Below are 22,197 nucleotides of genomic sequence, written 5' to 3'. Positions count from 1 at the left end.
GGCGTCGACCCTATCCGTTCATTCGCGGCATGAAATGCCGATCAAATCTCGCCGAGGACGACCCAGTGGCCGAGCTCATTCAAATCTTCATCTCCGGCCTTGCCGCCGGCTCCATCTATGCCCTTGCCGCCGTCGGGTTCACGCTGCTGTGGCAGGCTTCGCAGACGATCAATTTCGCCCAAGGCGAGTTCGTGATGCTTCCGGCATTCTTCGTCTTGGTCGGTATGACTGTTTTCGGCCTGTCGCTCTGGCCGGCTATCGGACTGGCATTAGTGCTTTCATTGCTGATTTTGGGCATCGCCTTCAAGAGGCTGATCGTGGAGCCCATGCTGCCCCACGGCACCCTGCCACTGGTTATTGCGACCATCGCGCTCGGGCTGCTGTTGAAAGAAAGCGTTAAAGAATTCTACGGTGCCACTGCACAGCCCTTCCCGCCGATCTTTCCACAGTCGGTCTATCATGTTTTCGGCGCCAGCGTTTCGCTGCAGGACATCGGCAACCTGGCAGTTTCGATGCTGGCGATCGGTGGCCTCCAGCTTTTCCTCGGTCGTACCCGCACGGGACGGTGCATGCAGGCCAGCGCCCAGAATCCTGCCGTGGCTGAAATTCTCGGTGTGAATGTCAAGCGCATGGTCCTTTACACCTTCCTGATCAACGCGGCGCTCGCCACCATTGCCTCCGTGCTGATCTCCCCGATCTATCTCGCCAAGTTCTCGAACGGCGAAACACTGGGCCTCGTTGCCTTCATCGCGGCGATCGTCGGTGGCTTCAACCAGATTCGCGGCGCACTTGTCGGCGGGCTTCTGATTGGCGTGGTCGATAATCTCTCGGCAGTCTACGTCTCCGCTGAATACCGTTCCGCCATGCCGCTGATCCTGCTTATCGCCATCATATTGCTGCGCCCGCAGGGGCTGCTCGGCACCGCGGAAGGGAGAACCGTATGACCCGCAACCAAGCCATTCTCGTCGCTCTGGGAATTGTCGTCCTTATCGCTGCACCGATCGGCCAGGGCAACTACATCATCTACACGCTGTGCTCTTGGCTGCTGTTCTCTATCTCGGCGATGGGCCTTAACCTCACCCTCGGCTATGCGGGGCAGGTGAGCCTCGCACAGGCCGGGTTCATGGCCATCGGGGCTTATGTCACAGCGCTGATGACGCTTTCCGGCATTCCTTGGCCTCTTGCCGCCATCGCATCCATCGGCGCCAGTTTCATTGTCGGCCTTGCGCTCGGCTACCCGGCTTTGCGGGTGCAGCATCACTTTCTCGCCTTCATCACGCTCGCCTTCAACACGCTGCTCTTTCTCGTGCTGCGCAACGAGGAAGAGATCACTGGTGGTTCCTTCGGTCTTTTCGGCATGCCCAGGCCGTCCTTCTTCGGTCTTTCAACCGACAAGAACCTGCCCTTCTACTATTTCTCGCTCACCTGCTTTCTGATCGCGGTCGGCGGCATGTGGTGGATTCTGCGTTCACCTTGGGGCCGGGCCTTCAAGGCTCTGCGCGAAAACCCGATCCGGGCGGAAAGCCTCGGCCTGAAGGTTCGTCGTCAGACGCTGCTCGCCTTCGCAATCGGCTCGGCGTTCGGCGGGCTTGCCGGTGCGCTACAGGCCCCGCTCGTACAGTTCATCGAACCCGGCAGCTTCTCGCTCGTCCACTCGCTGAAGCTTCTTTTGATGGTCGTAGTCGGCGGCTCCGGCTTCTTCTTCGGGCCGATGCTCGGGGCGGCTGTCGTCATTCTCTTGCCGGAAGTACTCCGCTTCACCGAAGGCTATTATCTCATAATCTACGCATTTCTTGTCATCGTGTTGATGGTCTTTTCGCCGAACGGCCTGATCGGTCTTGGACAGAAAATGGCCGGAAAGTTCCGCCCGAAGCACGAGGCAAGGCGCGATCTGCAGCAGGGAGCCCAGCTATGAGTACTCCAGTGCTCTCCGTTCACAACATCTCCAAGCAATTCGGCGGCATCCGCGCCGTGAATGGCGTCAGCTTCGACGTCCACAAAGGCGAAATTCTGGGGCTGATCGGACCGAATGGCTCGGGGAAATCGACTCTGTTCAACTGTATCCTCGGTCAGCTTCGGCCTACCGAAGGGCGTTGCGAAATTAACGGCATATCGACCGACGGCGTGCGTCCGGCCGACCTGTCGCTGATGGGCGTTGGTCGAACCTTCCAGCAGCTGTCGGTCTTTCCCAAAATGACCGTTCTCGACAATGTCATCTTCGCCGGCCAAGAACACGAAGGCTCAATGCTCTCGCGCCTCTTCGGCAAGTCAGATGCGGGGCTCACCGAAAAAGCGGAACAGCTCATCGCATTCTTTCGGCTAACGCCCTATCGCGATACACCGGCGGGTTCGCTGTCCTACGGACAGCAGAAGCTGGTCGACGCGGCCATGGCCTTTATGGCCGGGCCCGGTATCGTTCTGCTTGATGAGCCCGCCGGCGGCGTCAACCTCACGATGCTCGCGCACCTGAAGGAACGGCTGGTCACCTATAACCGCGAGCACAGCACGACCTTCGTCGTGATCGAACACAACATGGAATTCGTTATGTCGCTCTGCACCCGTATCATCGTGTTGGCGCAAGGCGAAATCATTGCCGAAGGAACGCCGGAGGAAATCCGGTCGAACCAGATGGTCATCGACGCCTATCTCGGAGGTTGACATGCTGGAACTGAAGAACGTCACGGGCGGCTATGGCCGCATCACCATCCTCAACGGCACCTCCTTCACCATTCCGAAGGCCTCGATCACCACCGTGATCGGGCCGAATGGTGCCGGAAAATCCACTGTGTTCAAGGCCATCTTCGGTCTGCTTAACATCCATTCCGGACAGATTTTGCTGGACGGCAAGGACGTGACGCGCAAGAGCCCGGCGGACATGATCGAGCGCGGCGTCACCTATGTGCCGCAGGGCCGCAATGTCGTACCCCAGCTTTCAGTCTATCATAATCTTGAGCTTGGCGGCATCACCTCCAGGGACCAGGACCGGGTGAAGGTGCGGATGGAGGAGGTCATGGACCAGTTTCCCATGCTGCGCCAGCGCAAGGACCAGAAGGCCATCGAGCTTTCCGGTGGCCAGCAGAAACAGCTCGAGATCGCCCGCGCGCTCTTGCTCGACCCGAAGATGATCCTGATCGACGAACCCTCGATCGGCCTTTCGCCCAATCTGGTACAAGAGGTATTCCAGACATTGATGCGGCTGCGCGATCAGGGCGTGACGATCCTGATGGTCGAGCAGAACGCCAAGGCAGCGCTCGCCATGTCGGATTACGGCCTCGTGCTCGAACTCGGCCAGACCCGTATGTTCGACAAGGCGGATGCCCTTCTGAAGGATCCCCGCGTTGGCCAACTCTTCCTCGGTGGGCACATCGAGGATGCCGCGTGAGGCCCTCCCAAGGCGCGCTGCAACAAAGGCCCGGCGACGTCGTCGCCGGGCCTTTGTGCTTTCCAACGTCTGGCGGAAGCCGCTGATTTAGGCGGATGCGTCTCCAAAATCTCCGAAGGCTGTCCAGCCTCCATCGACGGGCAAGACGACTCCGGTAATCCCGGACGCGGCCGGCGAGGCCAGAAAGGCAATGGCGGACGCCACTTCCTCAGAGGCGATCAGCCGGCCAATCGGTGTGCGACGGCGGATGGTCGCCAGGTCGACACGCCCGGCATCGGCCAGCTTGCGCACGAGCGCGGTCTCGACGAAGGCCGGTGCCACGGCGTTGACCCTGACGCCATGGCCGGCCCATTCGCAGGCCATGGCCCGCGTCATCGCCACGATCCCGGCCTTGGCGGCGCCATAGGCATTGCGCTTCGGCAGGCCGGTAATTCCAGCGATCGAGGATAGGTTGACGATGGCGCCACTTGCTCGCGCCACCATTCCTCGCCCGACCTCCCGCGACATCAGGAAGGTGCCGGCGAGATGCACATCGAGCACCTTACGAAAGGCTTCGATACCCTGCTCCAGCGTTGGCAGGTGGCTGTCGCCGATGCCCGCATTGTTGACAAGAACGTCAAAGGGTGCGGACGCTGCAGCGGCGATCGCCTGGGCCTCGTCCGTGATGTCGCAGGGGATGCCACGATGACCGGCGCCGAGTTCGGCGGCGCGCGCCTCTGCCTTCGCGCCGTCGAGATCGGCGATCGTCACCCGGTAGCCGGCCTCCGCCAGCTTGCGCGCGGTGGAAAGGCCCATCCCATCGGCGCCGCCGGTTACGAGCGCCTCAAGCATAGCCCGGCCTCGGCACCAAGCCCATCAAGGTCTGCGACAATCCGCCATCGACGACGATGTCCTGGCCAGTGACATAGGAGGCGCGTGGCGAGGCGATGAACAGCGCCACGTCCGCCATGTCCTCGGGAGTCGAGATGCGGCGCAGCGGCACCATGGCCTCGCGCCGCGCCTTGGTTTCCGCGTCAGCGTAGAAGGCTTCCGACAGCGGCGTGCGCACCAGCCCCGGGCTCACGGTATTCGAGCGGATGCCCTTCGGACCCCATTCATAGGCCAGTTGGCGCGACAACATCAGGATCGCCGCTTTCGAGGCTGAATAGGCACCGCTCGCCGGTTGCGGCTCGCTGCCGGCTATGCTGGCGATATGCACGAGCGCACCCGCTCCCCGTGTCGCCATGCCCCTGCCGAAGGCCTGCGCTGCCAGCATGTAGCCAGTGAGATTCACCGACAGCATGGCCGACCAATCGGCCTCCGACACGCTGTCGAGCGGGCCGGGCCGCAGAATGCCGGCGTTGTTGACCAGGATATCGGCGCCGCCATCCGTCTCCACCCGCTCGGCCGCTGAAGCGATCTCTTCCGGTCGCGACAGGTCGCAGGCGAGCGCGAAAGCCCCCTGCCCCAGTTCGGCGGCGAGCGGCGCCGTTCGGTCCTCGCCACGATCGACAAGCACTACGCGAACACCCTGCGCAGCGAAGGCACGCGCCAACGCCTGACCGATGCCGCCGCCGGCACCGGTGATAACGGCGGTCTTTCCTTCCAGTCCAAGCCAGTTCATGCGGCTTTCTCCTCATTCCCTGCGACCGGCGCGATGCCAGCCAGATAGCGTCCGGTGATCCAGCCGAAGGTCATGGCGGGACCGAGGGTAATGCCCGCACCGGGATAATTCCCACCCATGATCGAGGCCCGGTCATTGCCGACGGAGAACAGGCCAGGGATTACCGCGCCTTGCCGGTCGATGACCTCGCCCGGCACCGTGGTCTTCAGCCCATCGAAAGTGCCGAGGTCGCCCATTTCCATCCGCACCGCATAGAACGGTCCCTGCTCCACCGGAGCGACAGTCGGATTGGGCTTGTGGTCGGCGTCGGCGAGATAGCGGTTGAAGGCGGTCTCGCCGCGATGGAAGGCATCGTCGCGGCCCTCTCTGGCGCCTCGGTTGAAGGTCGACACGGTCTCCTCCAGCCCCTTGGCGTCGATGCCGCAAGCCTTTGCCAGATCGGCGAGCGTGCGACCCTTTTTCAGGTAGCCGGTGCGCAGCCAGAGCCACAGCGGCATCGGCGCCGGCTTGGCATGGCCCAGGCCATATTTGCGAATCGTGCGATGGTCGCAGATCAGCCAGGCGGCGGCATCGCCGGACGCGATCATCGCGGCGCCGACGTCATGATAGCTGTTGCTCTCATTGGTGAAGCGACGCCCATCGGCAAGCACCGCGATCATGCCTGGCTTGTAGCGGTCGAGCAGATGCGGGAAAACGCCCTTACCCGGTACGCGGCTGACCGGCATCCACGCAGCCGGCTGCGGGAACTCCGCTTCGAATACGCCGCCCGCTTCTTCGCCCAGATGAATGCCGTCCCCGGTATTGCCGGCCGGCACCGGCGAGAAATGTTCTCCGCCCGCCCTCAAATGCGCATAGGCCTCGGCACGGCGCGCGAGATCATGGGCATAACCGCCGCAAGCCAACACCACGCCGCGTCGCGCCATGATCCGCCCAGGCTTTGGCCCACCAACCTCCACACCGACAACGCGACCATCCGCCTTGACGAGATGCTTGGCCGGAGTGTCGGTGACGATCGGAATGCCGAGGTCGAAACAGGTTTTGGCGAGCCGTGCGGCGAGCGCATTGCCGCTGGTTACCTGCACCCCCCTGCCGTGACGAACCACTTCGCCGGCATGAGCGACGAGCCGCTTCGTCACATAGAGAAATGACGTCAGCGACTTCGTTGCGTTGAAGAAATGCTTGATGTCGGCATTCGAGGAATTGAACATCATGCCCATAAAGGTGATGGTCGATAGCGGAGGCCGAAGCCGTTTCAGGTTCTCGTTCAAAGAACTGGTATCGAAGGGCGCGGCAAGGACAGACCGTCCGACATCCACCCCGCCATCCACCGTTGGATGGTAATCTGGATAAAGCGTCGGCACGAACTGGACGGCCGTCTCCTTCTCGAACCAATCGAGCATACGCGGGCCTTCGTCCAGAAACGCATCGACGGCGGCCGGCTGAAACCAGTTACCGGTTTCCAGCGCCATGTAGTGGCGTGCGGCCTCACGCGTATCACCGGGGTTGAGCGCCTTACAGTGGCGGTTTCCGGGAATCCAGAGCACGCCGCCGGAAAAGGCGGTGGTGCCGCCAAAGACGGGTTCCTTCTCTATGACGATGACCGACAGGCCGTGTTTTCTTGCGGTGATCGCCGTGGCGAGTCCCCCCGCGCCGGATCCGATCACGAGCACGTCGTAGACGCGCTCCTCCTCTGCACGTTCCATGGCTTCCTCCCGTTGCTGGATGTCACAAGGATTTTGCTACTGCGCGGGGCGGCCGGGACCAATGGACGCAACCGCGCAATTGTTGCACAATTCTTTCTGCACATTTGAGGGAGTGAGAATGAGTGGCGAAACGACGGCGAGCATTCCGCATTACTATCTCTACGGAGATCAGGGAGAGGACATCGAACTCGACTTTCTGAATATCGAGATCATCCGGGAACGAAGTGGGCCGAATGATTGGAGAATTCGTCCACACGCCCATCCCGACCACATGCAGATCTTGCTGGTACGAGACGGCGGCGGCACCATCCGCATGGAGGCGCAACCGCTGACGATTCCAGCACCCGGCATTCTCGTTATCCCTGCCGGCATCGTGCACAAGATCGACTTCGATCCTGGGACCGACGGCTTCGTCATCACCGCCGCGGTGGGCTGCCTGAAAGCCGCCTCGATGAGTGATTCAAGACTTACCGACGCCGCGAACCGCCCCGCCGTCTATCCGTTGGAAGGGACAGGTGTGAACATCGCCGCCGCTGTCGACACCTTCTACTGGCTGCACCGAGAATATGTCTGGTCCGCTCCCGGCCGCCGAACCGCGATCATGGCACAGTTCATGCGGGTTCTCGTGATGGTCCTGCGCCTCAGCATCACCCAGGATGATCCTCGCATCATCGCTCCGGATCGCGACTACGATCTTCTCGCCCGTTATCGTTCCCTGTTCGAGGATCACTTCCGGGTTGAGCGTTCGCCGGCCTTCTATGCGGACGCATTAGCGGTCACGCCGGCGCGGCTCAACGCAGCCTGCAAGAACAGGGCGGGCAAGACGGCCTCGGACTTGCTGTACGAGCGCGTCATCATCGAGGCCAAGCGCTATCTTGTTTACAGCGAAAGCACTGTGGCGCAGGTGGCGCATATGACGGGTTTCGATGATCCGGCCTATTTCAACCGGTTCTTCACCCGGCAGGTCGGGATGTCGCCTGGCGCCTACCGCAAGCAGGCGGCGGGCGCCAGCGAGTGACGCGGGTCGGCGAACCATGAATTGTCCATGTTTTGCGCCGGACAATCCATTTCCTTTCGCGTCGTTCCAGACCAACCTGCTCCACCACGGAGGATGGCATGATTCACGAATGGCGGAGCTATCGGCTGAAACCCGGCGCGGCGGTGCCCTATCTAGAACTGCTGGCCGACCACGGGCTGCCGCTTGTCACCCGGCATCTTCCACTCATGGGGTACTGGCTCGCCGAGACCGGCCCGTTGAATGTGATCCACCATCTGTGGAGCTATACGGATTGGGCCGAGCGTGAGGCTTGCCGCGCAGCGCTCGCCCAGGAAAGCGATTGGGTGAACGGCTTCATTCCGAAGGCCTTCGCGCTGGTCGAGGAGCAGCAAAATCGTATGCTGCGCTTGTGCTCCGGTTCCTCCTGCTTCGAGCAGGCGCTCCAGCTCAGGCAGCAGCCCCTGCCCGCCCGAAGCGCCGCAGCTCCGCTTTTCGCAGCCCAGTGCGCTGTTCTGGTCGCGGGAGAAGCGCTTGAGAACCCGATTGCCGCATGGGAGACATTGTCGGGCGAGCCCGGCCCGCGGCTCGTGCTTTTGCCGCGGGGCCCCGACCCACTCTCCATCAAGCCCCAGGGCGGTGCCGCCCATGTGGTTCTTCGCCCATTGGCGTTCTCGCGTCTTTGAACGGTCTCTCCGGCTAAAGCCGCCAAGGGAACCACAGCTGGAAAATCGCTGAGCGGCATGAGGAACTTGCCATGATACATACCTCATCAATCGGCCGATGTCCCTTTCCCATGCCCTCGATAGATAGAAGGAAACAAGACGTTCCGGCCGGCGCAGTTCAGCGATCGATCCGCGCTCGCCCAAAAGCGCCATAGCGGTCGTCGACGATTTTGATCTCGTCCGGCTCCGCCGCCGATGCCGGCAAGATCTTGGACGTTCAACGACATGTGGGCAGTGGCAAAGCTTGCCAAGCTCCGCAATGCCTAACGCTGGAGATTCGCGGCAAGAAGGCGCCCAACGTCATGTCCCCTGCGCGACAAGCCGTTTCCGGTCGTGGGTGGAAACCGGCGAAGAACCGGCCCGCGAGCTCGGTCAGGCTGCGTGTCTGCCTGAACCGAAACCCGTGGGTTGTTCTCCGGGGTGGCCACCACGTAGGCTGATGTTCTGCCGCTCGATCATCACGCACTGATCTGGTTCACCACGAGCGGCAAGACGTCTTCAAAGAGACATCGCCTCCTGCTGTCTGCTTCACACCTCCTATTCCGCAGCGATGCGATGGGCTTGCGCTCCATCTTCAAACGGCACATCTTCGTTGTGCTGTACCAGCGGGCGATTGCCGGTGAGGCGGCGCAGAAGCACGTAGAAGACCGGCGTCATGAAGATGCCGAAGAAGGTGACGCCGATCATGCCGGAGAAGACGGCCAGTCCCATCGCGGCGCGCATTTCTGCACCGGCGCCGGTCGATAGCACCAGGGGCACGACGCCCATGATGAAGGCCATCGACGTCATGAGGATCGGCCGCAGGCGGAGCCGGCTTGCCTCGATCGCCGCCTGCACCGGCGTTCGGCCCTCGAACTCCAGTTCCCGGGCGAATTCGACGATCAGGATCGCATTCTTCGCCGATAGACCCACGAGCACCATGAGGCCGATCTGGGTGAAGATGTTGTTGTCCCCGCCCGTGTACCAGACGCCGGCCAGCGCCGCGAGCACGCCCATGGGCACGATCATGACGATCGCGATCGGCAAGGTCAGGCTCTCGTACTGCGCCGCCAACACCAGATAGACGAGCAGCAGGGCGAGCGGAAAGACGAAGATGCTCGAATTGCCGGCCAGGATCTGCTGATAGGTCAGGTCCGTCCATTCGAAGGTGATGCCGTTCGGCAGCGTCTCGTCGGCAATGCGCTCGATCGCCGCCTGTGCCTGGCCCGACGAAAAGCCCGGCGCCGGGCCGCCATTGATGTCGGCGGAAAGGAAGCCGTTATAGCGCGTGGTGCGCTCCGGTCCCGTGGTGCTGTCGACCTTCAACAGGGCCGAAAGCGGGATCATCTGCCCGGTGCGCGAGCGCACCTTGAGCTGGCCGATATCCTCGGGCCTCGCCCGGAAGGCGGCATCGGCCTGGACGCGGACGCTGTAGGTGCGGCCGAAGGCATTGAAGTCGTTGACGTAGAGCGAGCCGAGATAGATCTGCAGCGTTTCGAACACGTCCGTCACCGACACACCGAGCTGTTCCGCTTTGGAACGGTCGAGATCGGCATAGAGCTGCGGCACGTTGATCTGGAAACTGGAGAACAGGCCCGCGAGTTCCGGCGTCTGGTATGCCTTGCCGAGGAAAGCCTTGGTCGCTTCGTCCAGCGCCTGGTAGCCGAGACCGGCGCGGTCTTCGATCTGCAGCTTGAAGCCGCCGGTGGAGCCGAGGCCGTTGACCGGCGGCGGCGGGAACATGGCGATGAAGGCGTCCTGGATGCCGGCGAACTTCTGGTTCAGCTGCATGGCGATGGCGCCACCGGACAGCTCGGGCGTCGTGCGTTCAGCGAAATCGTCGAGAACCGCAAAGACGATGCCCGAATTGGAGCCGATGGTGAAGCCGTTGATCGACAGGCCAGGGAAGGCAATGGCATGAGCCACGCCCGGCTGTTCCAGCGCGATGTCGCTCATCCGCTTGATGACCTCTTCCGTCCGATCGAGCGTCGCACCGTCCGGCAATTGCGCAAAGCCGATGAGATACTGCTTGTCCTGCGCCGGGACGAAGCCGCCCGGAACAGCATTGAAGACGGCATAGGTGGCGCCGATCAGCGCGAGATAGACGACCATGACCAGCGACTTGCGCGACAGGAGACCGCCGACGCTGCGGCCGTAGCCGTTCGATGCGGCACCGAAGGCCCGGTTGAAGCCACGGAAGAACCAGCCGAAGACCCGATCCATGGCCCGCGTCAGCCAGTCCTTGGGCGCATGGTGATCCTTCAGCAGGAGGGCAGCCAGGGCCGGAGACAGGGTCAGCGAGTTGATGGCGGAGATGACCGTCGAGATGGCGATGGTCAGCGCGAACTGGCGGTAGAACTGGCCGGAAAGGCCGCTGATGAAGGCGAGCGGTACGAAGACCGCAACGAGCACCAGCGCGATGGCGATGATCGGCCCGGAGACTTCCCGCATCGCGCGATAGGTCGCCTCGCGCGGTGACAGCCCGTTCTCGATATTGCGCTCGACGTTCTCGACGACGACGATCGCGTCGTCCACCACGATGCCGATGGCGAGCACCAGCCCGAACAGCGTCAGCGCATTGATCGAGAAGCCGAAGGCATACATCACGGCAAAGGTGCCGATGATCGAGACCGGCACGGCGATCAGCGGGATGATCGACGCGCGCCAGGTTTGCAGGAAGAGGATGACGACGAGAACGACGAGGGCAACCGCCTCCAGAAGCGTGTCGACGACCTTCTCGATCGACGCGCGCACGAACTCCGTGGTGTCGTAGACGATCTCGTATTTCACGCCGTCCGGCATGGCGAGCTGAAGCTGGTCCATGGTGGCGCGCACATTGTCGGCGATTTCGATCGCATTGGAACCAGGCGCCTGAAGGACGGCAATGGCGACCGCCGGCTGGCCGTCGAGCAGCGAACGCAGCGTATAGTCGGCCGCACCCATCTCGATGCGGGCGACGTCCCTGAGGCGTGTGATCTCGCCCTCATTGCCCGTCTTGACGATGATCTCGCCGAATTCCTCAGGCGTGCTGAGACGGCCCTGGGCATTGACGTTGAGCTGAAGTTCGACGCCGCTCGGGCTGGGGGACGCACCGATGATGCCGGCCGCGGCCTGCACGTTCTGCTGGCGGATGGCATTGGTTATGTCGCTTGCGGCAAGCGCGTGTTCGGCCGCCTTTTGCGGATCGATCCAGACGCGCATGGCGTAGTCGCCGGCGCCGAAGACCTGAACCTGGCCGGCGCCCTCGATGCGGGCGAGACGGTCCTTGATGTTCAGCGTCGCGTAGTTGCGCAGATAGGTCACGTCATAGCGGTCGGTGGTCGAGACCAGGTTCACCACCATGATGAAGTCCGGCGAACTCTTGACCGTGGTGACGCCGATCGCGCGCACCTCCGCCGGAAGGCGCGGCTCGGCCTGCGAGACGCGGTTCTGCACGAGCTGCTGGGCCTTGTCCGGATCCGTGCCGAGCTTGAAGGTTACGGTCAGCGTCAGCACGCCGTCGGACGTCGCCTGGCTGTTCATGTAGAGCATGTCGTCGACGCCATTGATCTGCTCCTCGAGCGGAGTCGCCACCGTCTCGGAGATGACCACGGGGTTGGCGCCGGGATAGACCGCACGCACGACGATGGATGGCGGTACGACCTCCGGATATTCCGAGATCGGCAGCGAGCGCATGCCGATCAGACCTGCGACGACGATCAGGATCGACAGGACGGCTGCGAACACCGGCCGGTCGACAAAGAAGCGGGAAATACTCATTTCGAAGCCCTCTCCAGGGTGAAATTTTGACAATGCGGCCCGGGCCGGTGGGACGAGGCCCACCAGCGGATCAGATGCAATGCGGAAAAAGGCGGGGCGCCTGTGCCCCGCCGACAGGTCAGTTCACAACCGCAACGGCCTCTTTGGTCTGCGGATCGACCAGGGCGCCCGGACGCACGCGCTGCAACCCGTTGACGATCACCTTGTCGCCATCGGCAAGGCCGCTCACAACGATCCGCTTGCCATCGGCACTGCTGCCGAGTTCGACAGGTCGATAGGACACCTTGTTGTCGGCATCGACGACAAAGACGAACTTCTTGTCCTGGTCGGTTCCGATCGCCCGTTCGCTGACGAGGATCTTCCTGTCCGGTCGCGGTTCGCCCATGCGGATGCGCACGAACTGGCCGGGGATCAGCAGGCCTTGCGGATTGTCGATCACGGCACGGACCGCGATGGTGCCGCTCGATGCATCCACCTCGTTGCCGATCAGTTGCAACTTACCCTTGATCGGGGTGCCCTCGTCGGCAAGCGTGCCGATCTCGACCGGAATCTGGTCGATCGGCGGCAGCGCACCGTCGGTCGCCGGAAGGCGCGAGAGCGCCCGTGCGACAATCTCCTCGCTGGCGTTGAAGCTCGCATAGATCGGATCGGCCGACACCAGGGTCGTCAGCGCCGAGGAGGTGGAGCCGGCGGCAACGAGGTTGCCCGCGGTGATCGCGACTTTGCCTGCTCGGCCGGACACCGGCGCGCGGACCTTGGTGTAGTCGAGCTCGAGCACGGCGGAACGAAGAACGGCCTGTGCGGTCTTCAGCGCCGCTTCGGCTTCGGCGACCGCGTTCTGACGCTGGTCCAGATCGCTCTGCGAGATCGTGCGGTTGCTCGCAAGACGGCGGCCGCGATCGAGTTCGGTGTTCGCCAGCGCCACCTTGGCTTCCGCGGAGGCGACCTGCCCGGCGGCCTGGGCAACGGTCGCCTCATAAGGCGCGGGATCGATGGTGAAGAGGAGGTCTCCGGCCTTCACCAACGCGCCCTCGCGGAAATTGACGGACTGGATCGCGCCGCCGACCCGAGGGCGAATCTCGACACGGTCGACGGCTTCCAGCCGGCCGGAGAATTCCTGCCAGGTGGTGACGTCGCGGCTCTGCACCACGGCGACGGTGACGGGTGTCGCCGGCGGGGCGGCGGCGGCGCCCGCTTCCTTCGTCTCCGCGGCTGCCCTGCTGAAAGGCAGGTCGAGGAACAGTGCGGCTGCCGAAATGGACGCAGCCAGTCCCAGGCCGGTGCCCGCGAGGGCCCAGCGCTTTGCTTTCCTTATCATGGTCTAGCTCCTTGCGGCCTTGGGGTGCCGCATGTGATCAAATGGTCTAAGTGGTCTAAAGGGGCTTCAAATCAGATCTTTGAATCCCGATGTCGCGTACGAAACTTGCGAATTGGCTGCTTGCGCTCTCTTGCCAACTCGGGGCTTCCTCCGTTTTCCCGCCGTATACCGATGGCCAGCCTGTCCCGGCGGGAAGGACATGCTGTCGAACCTCGACGCCCGCGCTTTTCAGTCGCTGAGCGTAGTTGAGGGTCTCGTCGAGAAGCGGGTCGTCCTGCGAAGAAAGCAGCAGCGCCGGCGCAATTCCCGACAGTCGAGAACAGGCGGACGGCGCGGCATAGGGGTGACAGACGCCGCCGCTCAGGTAGTGGCTCCAGCCGTCCGCCCAGAGGTCCCGCATGCCGATCGCCTCGGCCTTGCGGAACGAAGGCGTTCCCATGAAGGGGTCGAGCAGCGGCGAGACCAGCACCTGGCCATCCAGTTCGTCGGCGAAATGGTCACGGGCCTTGAGACTGACCGCGGCGGCGATATTGCCGCCGGCCTCCGAGCCGCCGACAAGCAGCAAGGACTTGCGATCGCCGAACCCCGCCCGCTTCTTCGCCATATAGGTGAAGACGGAAAAGCCGACCTCCAGCGGCTTCGGGAAGACCGATCCGAGGGCATTGTAATCCGGCACCACGACGATCGCGCCTATACCAGCCAGGCATTCAGCCATCGGGCAATCGACAAGCCCGGCATGGCGAAATGCACCGCCATGAAAATAGATCAGGACCGGCGGTCCCTTACCATACTCCGCCCCCTGATAGACGCGTACCGCAACGCGGCCAACGGTCAAGTTGTCCAGCGTCATGTCCTTGATCTCGACAGGCATCGGATCGGTCACTTCAGACGCCATGCTGCCAGGAACAAGCTCACGAAGAGCATCACCGGCACGGGCAGATAGCGCGGAAAACGCATTTCCTACACCTTTCCTTGTTTGCCGGCGGCTTCGAATCTTGAGCGAAGTCGCGCAAGAGGCGCGCCTAGACCGACAGGAGTTTCGAGAGCAAGAATGCGATTCAATCGCCCTTTGACCGATGATTGCAGGTCTGGCCATCTGTCGGACACTTTGCTTTTCTTGAAACCTAATCTACTTTATTCAAAAATCTGAACAAGTTCGCAAATCCGAGCGCACTGTTCGATATTTCGAACAATACCGCATCGCATACTGACAGGAACTGTCACATGGATCAGCTATCGGCCATGCGCGCCTTCGTCCGGGTGGTGGAGATGGGCAACTTCACCCGCGCCGCCGAGGCGCTCAGCCTGCCCAAGGCGACGGTAACCAATCTCATTCAGGGACTGGAGGCGCACCTTCACACCAAGCTGCTGAATCGTACAACCCGGCGCGTCATGGTGACAACGGATGGGGCGCTCTACTACGAGAGAGCGACACAGATCATCTCCCAGCTCGATGAGCTCGACACCAGCCTCTCGAACTCGCACCTGTCGCCCAGCGGCCGACTTCGGGTGGAGATGGCGGGCGCCTTTGCCGACTGGATCGTCATCCCGGCCCTACATGACTTTCACGCGCGGTTCCCGGATATTCGCGTCGATCTTGGCGTCGGCGACCGTCCCGTCGATTATCTTGCGGAGAACGTCGACTGTGCCCTGCGCGGCGGCATTCCGTCCGACCAATCGCTGATCGCGCGCCGGGTCTCGGAGGTCTCGATGATCACTTGCGCCTCACCGGGCTACCTGGAGAAGAACGGTACCCCTCTGCATCCCTCCGAATTGGAGAAAAGGCATCATTGCGTCAGCTATTTCATGGCCCAGAACAATCGTACTATGACATTCGACTTCGAACGGGCCGGCGAAAAGCTCGAAATCAACGCGCGCTATGTCGTTTCGGTGAATGACTCGCGCAGCTATATGGCGGCGACATTGAACGGTCTCGGGGTCTCTCCGGTACCCTACTTCATGGCCACCGACGCGCTCGAAAAAGGCGACCTCATCCGCGTCCTGCCCGAATGGCGCACCGAACCCATTCCGCTCTACATCGTCTATCCGCCAAACCGACACCTGAGTAACAAGGTCCGGGTCTTCGTCGACTGGTTGGTGCGCCTGGTGGCGGACAAGCAGCTTAGCCGGACCCCGGAGCATGATAGTCGGTGACATTCTGGGCAGGACCGGTTTTGCCGCGACGACACACTTTGGGGTGACCAAAGCATCAGGCCACCTGTTGGCGCAGGCCTACTTCATGCACCCTCTCATGGCTGAGCGAAGGCACATTGCTCTCTGGACAAAATAGTGGATGTGATCCACTATTTTGAGGTCGACGACGGTCAAAAGGCCGCGCGGCAAAAAAGCGACCAAACCAGAAAACAAGGGGAACCTATGTCGCAAGCGTCCATGCCTCCCAACGTGGTGCTGTCAGTCCGCCATCTCACAGTCAGCCTGCCTCCCAAGATGGAACGTGCCCATGCGGTCCATGACATTTCCTTCGATCTCAACGCCGGTGAAATCCTGTGCATCATCGGCGAGTCCGGCTCCGGAAAATCGGTAACCGCCAATGCCATCATGGGGCTTCTTGCCCCGTCCATCAAAGTGACGGGTGGACAAATTCTTTTCAAGGATATGGACATTCTCTCCACGCCCGAAGAGAAGATCAGGCCCTTGCGCGGACAAGCCGTCTCTATCATCTTCCAGGACCCCCTTTCGGCGCTGAACCCGCTGATGACCATCGGCGACCAGATTGCCGAGGTTATGGAGGCGCATGGCGTCGGCAGCCCGGAAACCCGTGCCGCCAAGGTACTCGAACTGCTGGAGGAAGTAGGCCTTCCGGACCCGAAGCTGCTGCGTATGCAATATCCTTTCCGCCTCTCGGGCGGGCAGCGGCAGCGCGTAATGATCGCCATGGCGCTGGCCCTCGACCCCGACGTGCTGATCGCCGACGAGCCGACGACCGCGCTCGACGTCACCACGCAGGCGCAGATCCTCGAACTCATTCGCAAGATCCAGAAACGCAAGAACATGAGCGTCATGTTCATCACCCACGACTTCGGCGTGGTGGCGGAAATCGCGGATCGTGTGGTCGTGATGGAAAAGGGCATTCTGGTCGAACAGGGCGGAGCCGATGAGGTCCTGACCCGTCCGTCGCATCCCTATACGCAACGCCTTGTGGCCGCCGTCCCGCGCATGCGCAGTGACGATCGCTCGGCGGTTGAGGAGGCGCCGGTGGTGTTGCAGGTGGAAAATCTGGAAAAGGAATACCGCACCTCCGGCACCTTCTTTGCCAAGGGCCGAACGGTGAAAGCGGTCAACGATGTGAGTTTTGCCATTCACAAGGGCCAGACCCTCGGCGTTGTGGGCGAAAGCGGTTCGGGAAAATCCTCGCTCGGTCGCGTTTTGCTGAAACTTCTGGAGCCGGATGCGGGACGAATACTCTTCGACGGCCGGGACATCGCCAACATGCCCGAAGAGAGCTTCCGCCTGCTCCGACCCTATATCCAGATGATCTTCCAGGATCCTTTCGCATCGCTCAACCCGCGCCACACGATCGGCAGGATTCTGACGGTCGGACCGGTGGCGCACGGTCTTGCACTGCATGAAGCAAAGACCAAGGCCTTCCGCCTGCTCAAGCTCGTCGGCCTCGACGAGGCCGCTTACGACCGCTTCCCGCACGAGTTCTCCGGCGGCCAGCGTCAGCGTATCGGTATTGCGCGCGCACTGATGTTCGATCCCGTATTGCTTGTCGCCGATGAAGCGGTGTCCGCCCTCGATGTATCCATCCAGGCGCAGATTCTCGAACTGCTTGCCCGCGTGCAGAAGGAAATGAAGGTCGCGATGATCTTCATCACCCACGACCTGCGCGTGGCCAGCCAGATCTGCGACAACGTGATCGTGATGTACAAGGGAAGCGTCGTGGAACACGGCCCGCCCGCGAAGATATTCCGCGCACCCGAGCACGAATATACCCGGCGCCTCGTTTCGGCCATTCCCGGCGCAGACTGGGAACCGGCCGCAAGGGTTGCCGGAGCCTGACGGGCGAGCCCCCCTGCAGGTATCCCGCCTGAGGCGTGCCGCTTACGTTCTTCGGGAATAAGCGCGGTCCGCCCGGCAAAGCGAAAGATACGAGAGAATAACAGGCTGGATCGCACACGGTCCGGCGGGGTGGTCTTTTTGTGCTTAAGGATTTCCAGAAAAGAGAAAAAAATTCCTAATAGTGGAATAATATAGTTGCACTTATCCACTATTTGTCTTTTCATATCCCTGACAGCGACACACGACATGGCCGGACGAACGTCTCTGGCAGCCTCGCGCTCCGCGCGGACTGCCAATGGCTTTCCGCGTCCATGAAAGAACAGGAACAGAATGCCGAAGCCCCCTGCAAAACCGCCAACGACCATCGAGGAAATCGATCTCGACGTCCTGAAGGACACACTGAGTTTCTACATCCGGGCGGTCAATCTGGCCGTATCGCGGGATCTCGACGATTACCTTGAAGGTCTCGACGTGGCCAAGGGCACGGGAAAGATCACCGCGCTGCTTCTCGTCGACAGCCATCCCGGAATCAGGCCCTCGGTCATCGCCCACCTGACGATGAAGGACCGGTCGGCGATGGGGCGCATCATCGACCAGATGGAAGCCCATGACCTCCTTCGACGCGAGACATCGCCCGAGGACAGCCGCGCTCAGGAGCTTTACATCACCGACGCCGGCGCGGCTCTGGCGGTGAAGATCCGCGAACTCGTGCCCAAGCAGTCACGCGAGTTTTTCGACTTCATTCCGGAAGATGAACAGCAGCAACTCATGGACATCCTGCGGCGAGCATATCGCCGAATAGTGGGGCTCGACGCATGACAGGAAAAATCGAACGGCGCGTCGCGCTGATTTCCGGAGCAAGCAGAGGTATCGGCGATCATGTCGCTGCGGAATTGTTGCGGCAGGGCTGGGCCGTGTCGCTGGGGATGCGCAAACCGATCATGCCGGTCTGGGCCGGCGCGGGGGCGGATTACGTGCATCTTGCGGAATACGACGCCAACGACGCCGGGGCCGAAGCGCTCTGGGTGCAAGATGCCGTCCGGCGCTTCGGACGGGTGGACGCCGTCATCGCCAATGCCGGCATCATGATCCCCAAGACGGTGATCGAGGCCGACGACGAAGACATCGACGCGATGCTCGCGGTCAACGTCAAGGCGCCACGACGCCTGGCGAAGGCCGCCTGGGAGTTGCTCTGCAAGAGCGGTCGAGGACGTGTCATCGTCCTCGCATCGCTTTCGGGCAAACGGGTCAAGTCACCCGGATCGGGCAGCTATTCCGTCTCGAAATTCGCGGCTGTGGCGCTCGCCCACGCCATTCGCCACGCCGGTTTCGACAAGGGCGTGCGTGCCACTGCGGTCTGCCCCGGTTTCGTTGCCACTGACATGGCGGCCGGGCTGACCGATCGTCCCGCCGAACTGATGACTCAGCCCGACGATCTCGCCCGCATTATCGCCCTGCTCGTTTCCCTTCCGAACGAGGCCTCGGTCGCCGAGTTCGCCATCAATTGCCAGCTCGAGGAGTTCTTCTGAAATGCCAGGTCCTTATGTCGTTCCCGTCCATGGCGACGTGGAAATGCCGAAAGAGGTGGACGTCGTCGTGATCGGCGGCGGGATCATCGGAACCTCCACCGCATTGGAACTGGTCGACAGCGGCCTGCGCGTCGCCTTGTGCGAAAAGGGAGGCATCGGCCAGGAGCAGTCGAGCCGCAACTGGGGATGGGTTCGTATTTCCCGCCGCGATCCCCGCGAAGTGCCGCTGATGGCCGAGTCCCTGCGTATCTGGGCCGATCTCAACCGCAGGACCGGCCGTGAGACCGGCTTCAAGCGCTCCGGCATCGTCTTCACCTGCGCCGACGAAAAGCAGTTCGATGAACACGAACGCTGGAACCGCAATCTGGAGGGCTACCAGATCGAATCCCGCATGCTGAGCGCGGCAGAGTTCAAAGCGAAATATCCCGACTCCAACATGAACATCGCCGGCGCTCTCTATACCGCTGGCGATTGCCGCGCGGAGCCGCAGCGGGCCGCCCCGGCCATAGCGGAAGCCGCCCGCGACAGGGGCGCCCATATCCTGACCGAGTGCGCGGTACGCGGTTTGCAGCTGTCTGCGGGCCGGGTTTCCGGCGTCGTGACTGAACGCGGAGAAATCGCCTGCAAGGCCGTGGTCCTGGCCGGCGGCGCATGGTCCAGCCTCTTCCTCGGCAACAACGGCCTCGATCTCCCGCAGCTCAAGGTGATGAACTCGGTGCTGCGCACGAAACCGCTGGACGGCGGCCCGGAGGAGGCGTTGTGGTCGAACGGCTTCGCCATCCGCAAGCGGCTGGACGGCGGCTACACCATCGCCGACGGCTTCCAGAACATCGTCGACATCGTGCCCGCCTCCTTCCGTTACGCGACGAAATTCCTGCCGGCGCTGGGGCATGAATGGCGTTCGCTGCGCTTCCGTTTCGGCGGACGGTTCTATGACGAATACCGCATGCCGCGCCGCTGGACGCTCGATGAGCCCTCCCCGTTCGAATACAATCGCGTGCTCGACCCGATCCCGTCGAAGGCGATGACTGACAGCGCGCTCGCCAAGCTGACGAAGGCCTTTCCTGTCTTCGCCAAGGCCGAGATCGCGCAGCGCTGGGCCGGGATGATCGACGTTACGCCGGATGCCATCCCGGTGATCGACGCGATCGACGCCATTCCGGGCTTCCATGTCGCAACCGGCTTTTCCGGACACGGCTTCGGCATCGGTCCCGCGGCCGGCCGACTGATGGCCGACATCGTCGCCGGACGCCCGCCGCTCGTCGAGCGTGAGAACTTCCGCTTCAAGCGCTTCACGGATGGATCGAAGATCGAGCTGATCAGCGGCTTCTGACAGGTTTTCGCCGGCGGCAGAAATGCTGCCGGCGCCGGAACAGGCGGTGGAAAAGGGTTCACCGCCTCACTGCGAAAACTGCCCGAAGAGGCAGAGCAGAAATGCAAACTGACGTTTCATCGTATCCAAGAACAAGGGGAACTGACATGTCTGACCAAAACAACCCATTCATGAAAACGACACGCCGGCAGGCGCTTGGCCTAATGGCGCTCGGCGCCTCCGGGCTTGTTCTTTCCGGCCTGCCCGGCATGGGCAAGGCGCTGGCCGATCAGCCCAAGACCATCAAGGGCCAACTCACGGTCGGCTTCTCGCAGGAGCCGACGGTATTCAACCCGCACATGCCCCATATCGAGGTGGACGAGGGCATTCACTTCAGCATTTTCGACACCCTCTTCTCCGTCGACCCCTCCGGCAAGTTCGTCGCGGCGCTGGCCGCCGAAGTTCCCACGGTCGAGAATGGCGGCATTTCCGCCGACGGCCTGATCTGGAAAGTGAAGCTGCGCGATGACGTCAAATGGCATGACGGCAAGCCGTTCACGGCCGAAGACGTAAAGTTCACGATCGAGCTTCTGGTCGATCCCGATTTCCGCAGTTGGCGCAGGACCGGGCACGAACTCGTGCGCGACCTGACCGTGGTTTCACCGACCGAAATCACCTGGCGCATGGAAAAGCCCTTCGCGCCCTATCCGTCCATCCTCGCTTCGACATTCATCACCCCCAAGCACATCCTCGGCGCGGAAGCTGACAAGAACATGGCCGCCTTTAACAACGCCCCGGTCGGCACCGGTCCGTTCAAGTGGTCCGAGCGCGTCGCCGGCGATCATATCCTGCTCGATGCCAACCCGGACTATTTCGGCGACGGTCCCTATGTCGAGAAACTCATCTACAAGTACATTCCCGACCTCAACGTCATGTACACCCAGTTCAAGACCGGCGACATCGACGTCGTCGGCCTGCAGTGGATCACGCCCGATCACTACGACGAGGCGAAGGGGCTGGAAGGCAAGGCAGTCAACGTCGTGCCGGGCTCGACGATCGAATCCTTCACCTTCAACATGGAGCGGCCGCAATTCAAGGATCCGGCTGTCCGCGAGGCGCTTTATCACGCCATCGACAAGCAATCGATCATCGACGCGCTTTATTACGGCCTGCCCACGCCGACTGAAAGCTACGTGCCGCAGCAGTCCTTCTACTTCAATCCGGACCTGCCGAAGCACGAATACGATATCGAGAAGGCCAAGAAGCTGCTTGATGACGCAGGCTGGGCTGCCGGCGCCGACGGCATCCGCGCCAAGGACGGCGTGAAGCTCTCCTTCACCTGCTCCACGACAGCAGGCAACCATATCCGTGAACAGGTGCAGCAGTACATGCAGCAGTCGTTCAAGGACATCGGCGTCGAGATGACCATCTCCAACCTGCCCCCGGCGGTAATGTGGGGCGACTATTGGATGCTGTCGAAATTCGACACGGTCATCGTCGGTCTCGACTTCCTCACCGGATCGGATCCGGATACGTCCGACTACTTCCGCTCCAATTCGAGCCCTGCCAAGGGCGGCGCAGGCCAGAACACCTGGCAATATGCCAACAAGGAAGTGGACAATCTCCTGACCAAGGGTGGCGAGATTTTCGTGCCCGAGGAGCGCAAGGCGGTCTACCTGAAGATCCAGGAGATCATGCGCAAGGACATGCCGTTCCTGCCGCTCTTCCAGTATGCGACGGTTCGCGGCCACAAACAGGGTGTCGAGAACGTCATCCCCAATGTCAATGTTCGCATCGACACCTGGAACGTCGCGACCTGGCGCTGGGCCTGAGGCTGAAGACCGGGCCGGTGTCGTGTCGGCACCGGCCA

18 protein-coding genes are annotated in these 22,197 nt (G+C 62.0%); 12 read left to right on the top strand and 6 right to left on the bottom strand.

The annotated features are described in order from the left end of the window. The first annotated feature begins 65 nt into the window (after positions 1–65). Genes RNA01_RS08660 through RNA01_RS08645 form a run of 4 tightly spaced genes read left to right on the top strand, consistent with a single transcriptional unit; the run spans position 66 to position 3,382 of the window. Positions 66–944 (top strand): branched-chain amino acid ABC transporter permease, encoded by an 879-nt coding sequence (locus RNA01_RS08660; RefSeq protein WP_147179573.1) that lies wholly within the window; start codon positions 66–68, stop codon positions 942–944. Next, complete coding sequence (locus tag RNA01_RS08655; RefSeq protein WP_147179572.1) at positions 941–1,915, top strand: branched-chain amino acid ABC transporter permease; 975 nt, start codon at positions 941–943, stop codon at positions 1,913–1,915. Before RNA01_RS08660 ends, RNA01_RS08655 begins: the two co-directional genes overlap by 4 nt. Next, a complete protein-coding gene (locus RNA01_RS08650; protein WP_147179571.1) occupies positions 1,912–2,658 on the top strand; it encodes an ABC transporter ATP-binding protein in 747 nt (248 codons plus the stop codon). Before RNA01_RS08655 ends, RNA01_RS08650 begins: the two co-directional genes overlap by 4 nt. A 1-nt stretch (position 2,659) precedes the next feature. Next, positions 2,660–3,382, top strand: coding sequence for an ABC transporter ATP-binding protein (locus RNA01_RS08645; RefSeq protein ID WP_147179570.1), 723 nt, complete (start codon positions 2,660–2,662; stop codon positions 3,380–3,382). 87 nt (positions 3,383–3,469) lie between these two features. On the opposite strand, the gene RNA01_RS08640 is transcribed toward RNA01_RS08645, so the two are convergent. The 3 genes from RNA01_RS08640 to RNA01_RS08630 are packed head-to-tail and all read right to left on the bottom strand — an operon-like array spanning position 3,470 to position 6,688. Next, positions 3,470–4,213 carry an SDR family NAD(P)-dependent oxidoreductase gene (locus RNA01_RS08640; protein ID WP_147179569.1) on the bottom strand — a complete coding sequence of 248 codons (744 nt, stop codon included), beginning with the start codon at positions 4,211–4,213 and terminating at the stop codon, positions 3,470–3,472. Then, on the bottom strand, positions 4,206–4,985 hold the full coding sequence (locus tag RNA01_RS08635; protein WP_147179568.1) for an SDR family NAD(P)-dependent oxidoreductase: 780 nt from the start codon (positions 4,983–4,985) through the stop codon (positions 4,206–4,208). The genes RNA01_RS08640 and RNA01_RS08635 overlap by 8 nt, the downstream gene beginning before the upstream one ends. Then, positions 4,982–6,688, bottom strand: coding sequence for an FAD-dependent oxidoreductase (locus RNA01_RS08630; RefSeq protein ID WP_147179567.1), 1,707 nt, complete (start codon positions 6,686–6,688; stop codon positions 4,982–4,984). The genes RNA01_RS08635 and RNA01_RS08630 overlap by 4 nt, the downstream gene beginning before the upstream one ends. A 118-nt stretch (positions 6,689–6,806) precedes the next feature. On the opposite strand from RNA01_RS08630, the gene RNA01_RS08625 reads away from it, so the two are divergent. Both RNA01_RS08625 and RNA01_RS08620 read left to right on the top strand, forming a co-directional pair. Continuing rightward, positions 6,807–7,706 (top strand): helix-turn-helix domain-containing protein, encoded by a 900-nt coding sequence (locus tag RNA01_RS08625; protein WP_147179566.1) that lies wholly within the window; start codon positions 6,807–6,809, stop codon positions 7,704–7,706. 98 nt (positions 7,707–7,804) lie between these two features. Beyond that, positions 7,805–8,368 (top strand): NIPSNAP family protein, encoded by a 564-nt coding sequence (locus RNA01_RS08620; protein WP_147179565.1) that lies wholly within the window; start codon positions 7,805–7,807, stop codon positions 8,366–8,368. 576 nt (positions 8,369–8,944) lie between these two features. On the opposite strand, the gene RNA01_RS08615 is transcribed toward RNA01_RS08620, so the two are convergent. From RNA01_RS08615 to RNA01_RS08605, 3 genes are all read right to left on the bottom strand, one after another. Continuing rightward, a complete protein-coding gene (locus RNA01_RS08615; protein ID WP_147179564.1) occupies positions 8,945–12,145 on the bottom strand; it encodes an efflux RND transporter permease subunit in 3,201 nt (1,066 codons plus the stop codon). A 118-nt stretch (positions 12,146–12,263) separates the two neighbouring features. After that, complete coding sequence (locus RNA01_RS08610) at positions 12,264–13,463, bottom strand: efflux RND transporter periplasmic adaptor subunit (protein ID WP_147179563.1); 1,200 nt, start codon at positions 13,461–13,463, stop codon at positions 12,264–12,266. Between the two features lie 55 nt (positions 13,464–13,518). Next, positions 13,519–14,334 (bottom strand): alpha/beta hydrolase fold domain-containing protein, encoded by an 816-nt coding sequence (locus tag RNA01_RS08605; RefSeq protein ID WP_147179612.1) that lies wholly within the window; start codon positions 14,332–14,334, stop codon positions 13,519–13,521. 353 nt (positions 14,335–14,687) lie between these two features. On the opposite strand from RNA01_RS08605, the gene RNA01_RS08600 reads away from it, so the two are divergent. From RNA01_RS08600 to RNA01_RS08575, 6 genes are all read left to right on the top strand, one after another. Beyond that, the gene (locus tag RNA01_RS08600) at positions 14,688–15,617 is read left to right on the top strand and encodes a LysR family transcriptional regulator (RefSeq protein ID WP_147179562.1); all 930 of its coding nucleotides are present in this window, start codon (positions 14,688–14,690) and stop codon (positions 15,615–15,617) included. 222 nt (positions 15,618–15,839) lie between these two features. Beyond that, positions 15,840–17,486 carry an ABC transporter ATP-binding protein gene (locus RNA01_RS08595; protein WP_147179561.1) on the top strand — a complete coding sequence of 549 codons (1,647 nt, stop codon included), beginning with the start codon at positions 15,840–15,842 and terminating at the stop codon, positions 17,484–17,486. Positions 17,487–17,816: 330 nt separating this feature from the next. Continuing rightward, positions 17,817–18,305: a MarR family winged helix-turn-helix transcriptional regulator gene (locus tag RNA01_RS08590; protein WP_147179560.1), complete on the top strand. Its 489-nt coding sequence runs from the start codon at positions 17,817–17,819 to the stop codon at positions 18,303–18,305. Then, positions 18,302–19,015: an SDR family NAD(P)-dependent oxidoreductase gene (locus RNA01_RS08585; RefSeq protein WP_147179559.1), complete on the top strand. Its 714-nt coding sequence runs from the start codon at positions 18,302–18,304 to the stop codon at positions 19,013–19,015. The genes RNA01_RS08590 and RNA01_RS08585 overlap by 4 nt, the downstream gene beginning before the upstream one ends. Position 19,016: 1 nt before the next feature. Further along, positions 19,017–20,348, top strand: a complete 1,332-nt coding sequence (locus RNA01_RS08580; RefSeq protein ID WP_147179558.1) for an NAD(P)/FAD-dependent oxidoreductase — start codon at positions 19,017–19,019, stop codon at positions 20,346–20,348. A gap of 146 nt (positions 20,349–20,494) precedes the next feature. Next, on the top strand, positions 20,495–22,159 hold the full coding sequence (locus RNA01_RS08575; RefSeq protein ID WP_147179557.1) for a peptide ABC transporter substrate-binding protein: 1,665 nt from the start codon (positions 20,495–20,497) through the stop codon (positions 22,157–22,159). Positions 22,160–22,197 lie beyond the last annotated feature (38 nt).

The sequence above is a fragment of the Paenirhizobium naphthalenivorans genome (assembly GCF_007992095.1).
Classification (GTDB): Bacteria; Pseudomonadota; Alphaproteobacteria; order Rhizobiales; family Rhizobiaceae; genus Allorhizobium; species Allorhizobium naphthalenivorans.
This window is presented reverse-complemented; position numbering and strand designations above follow the sequence as displayed.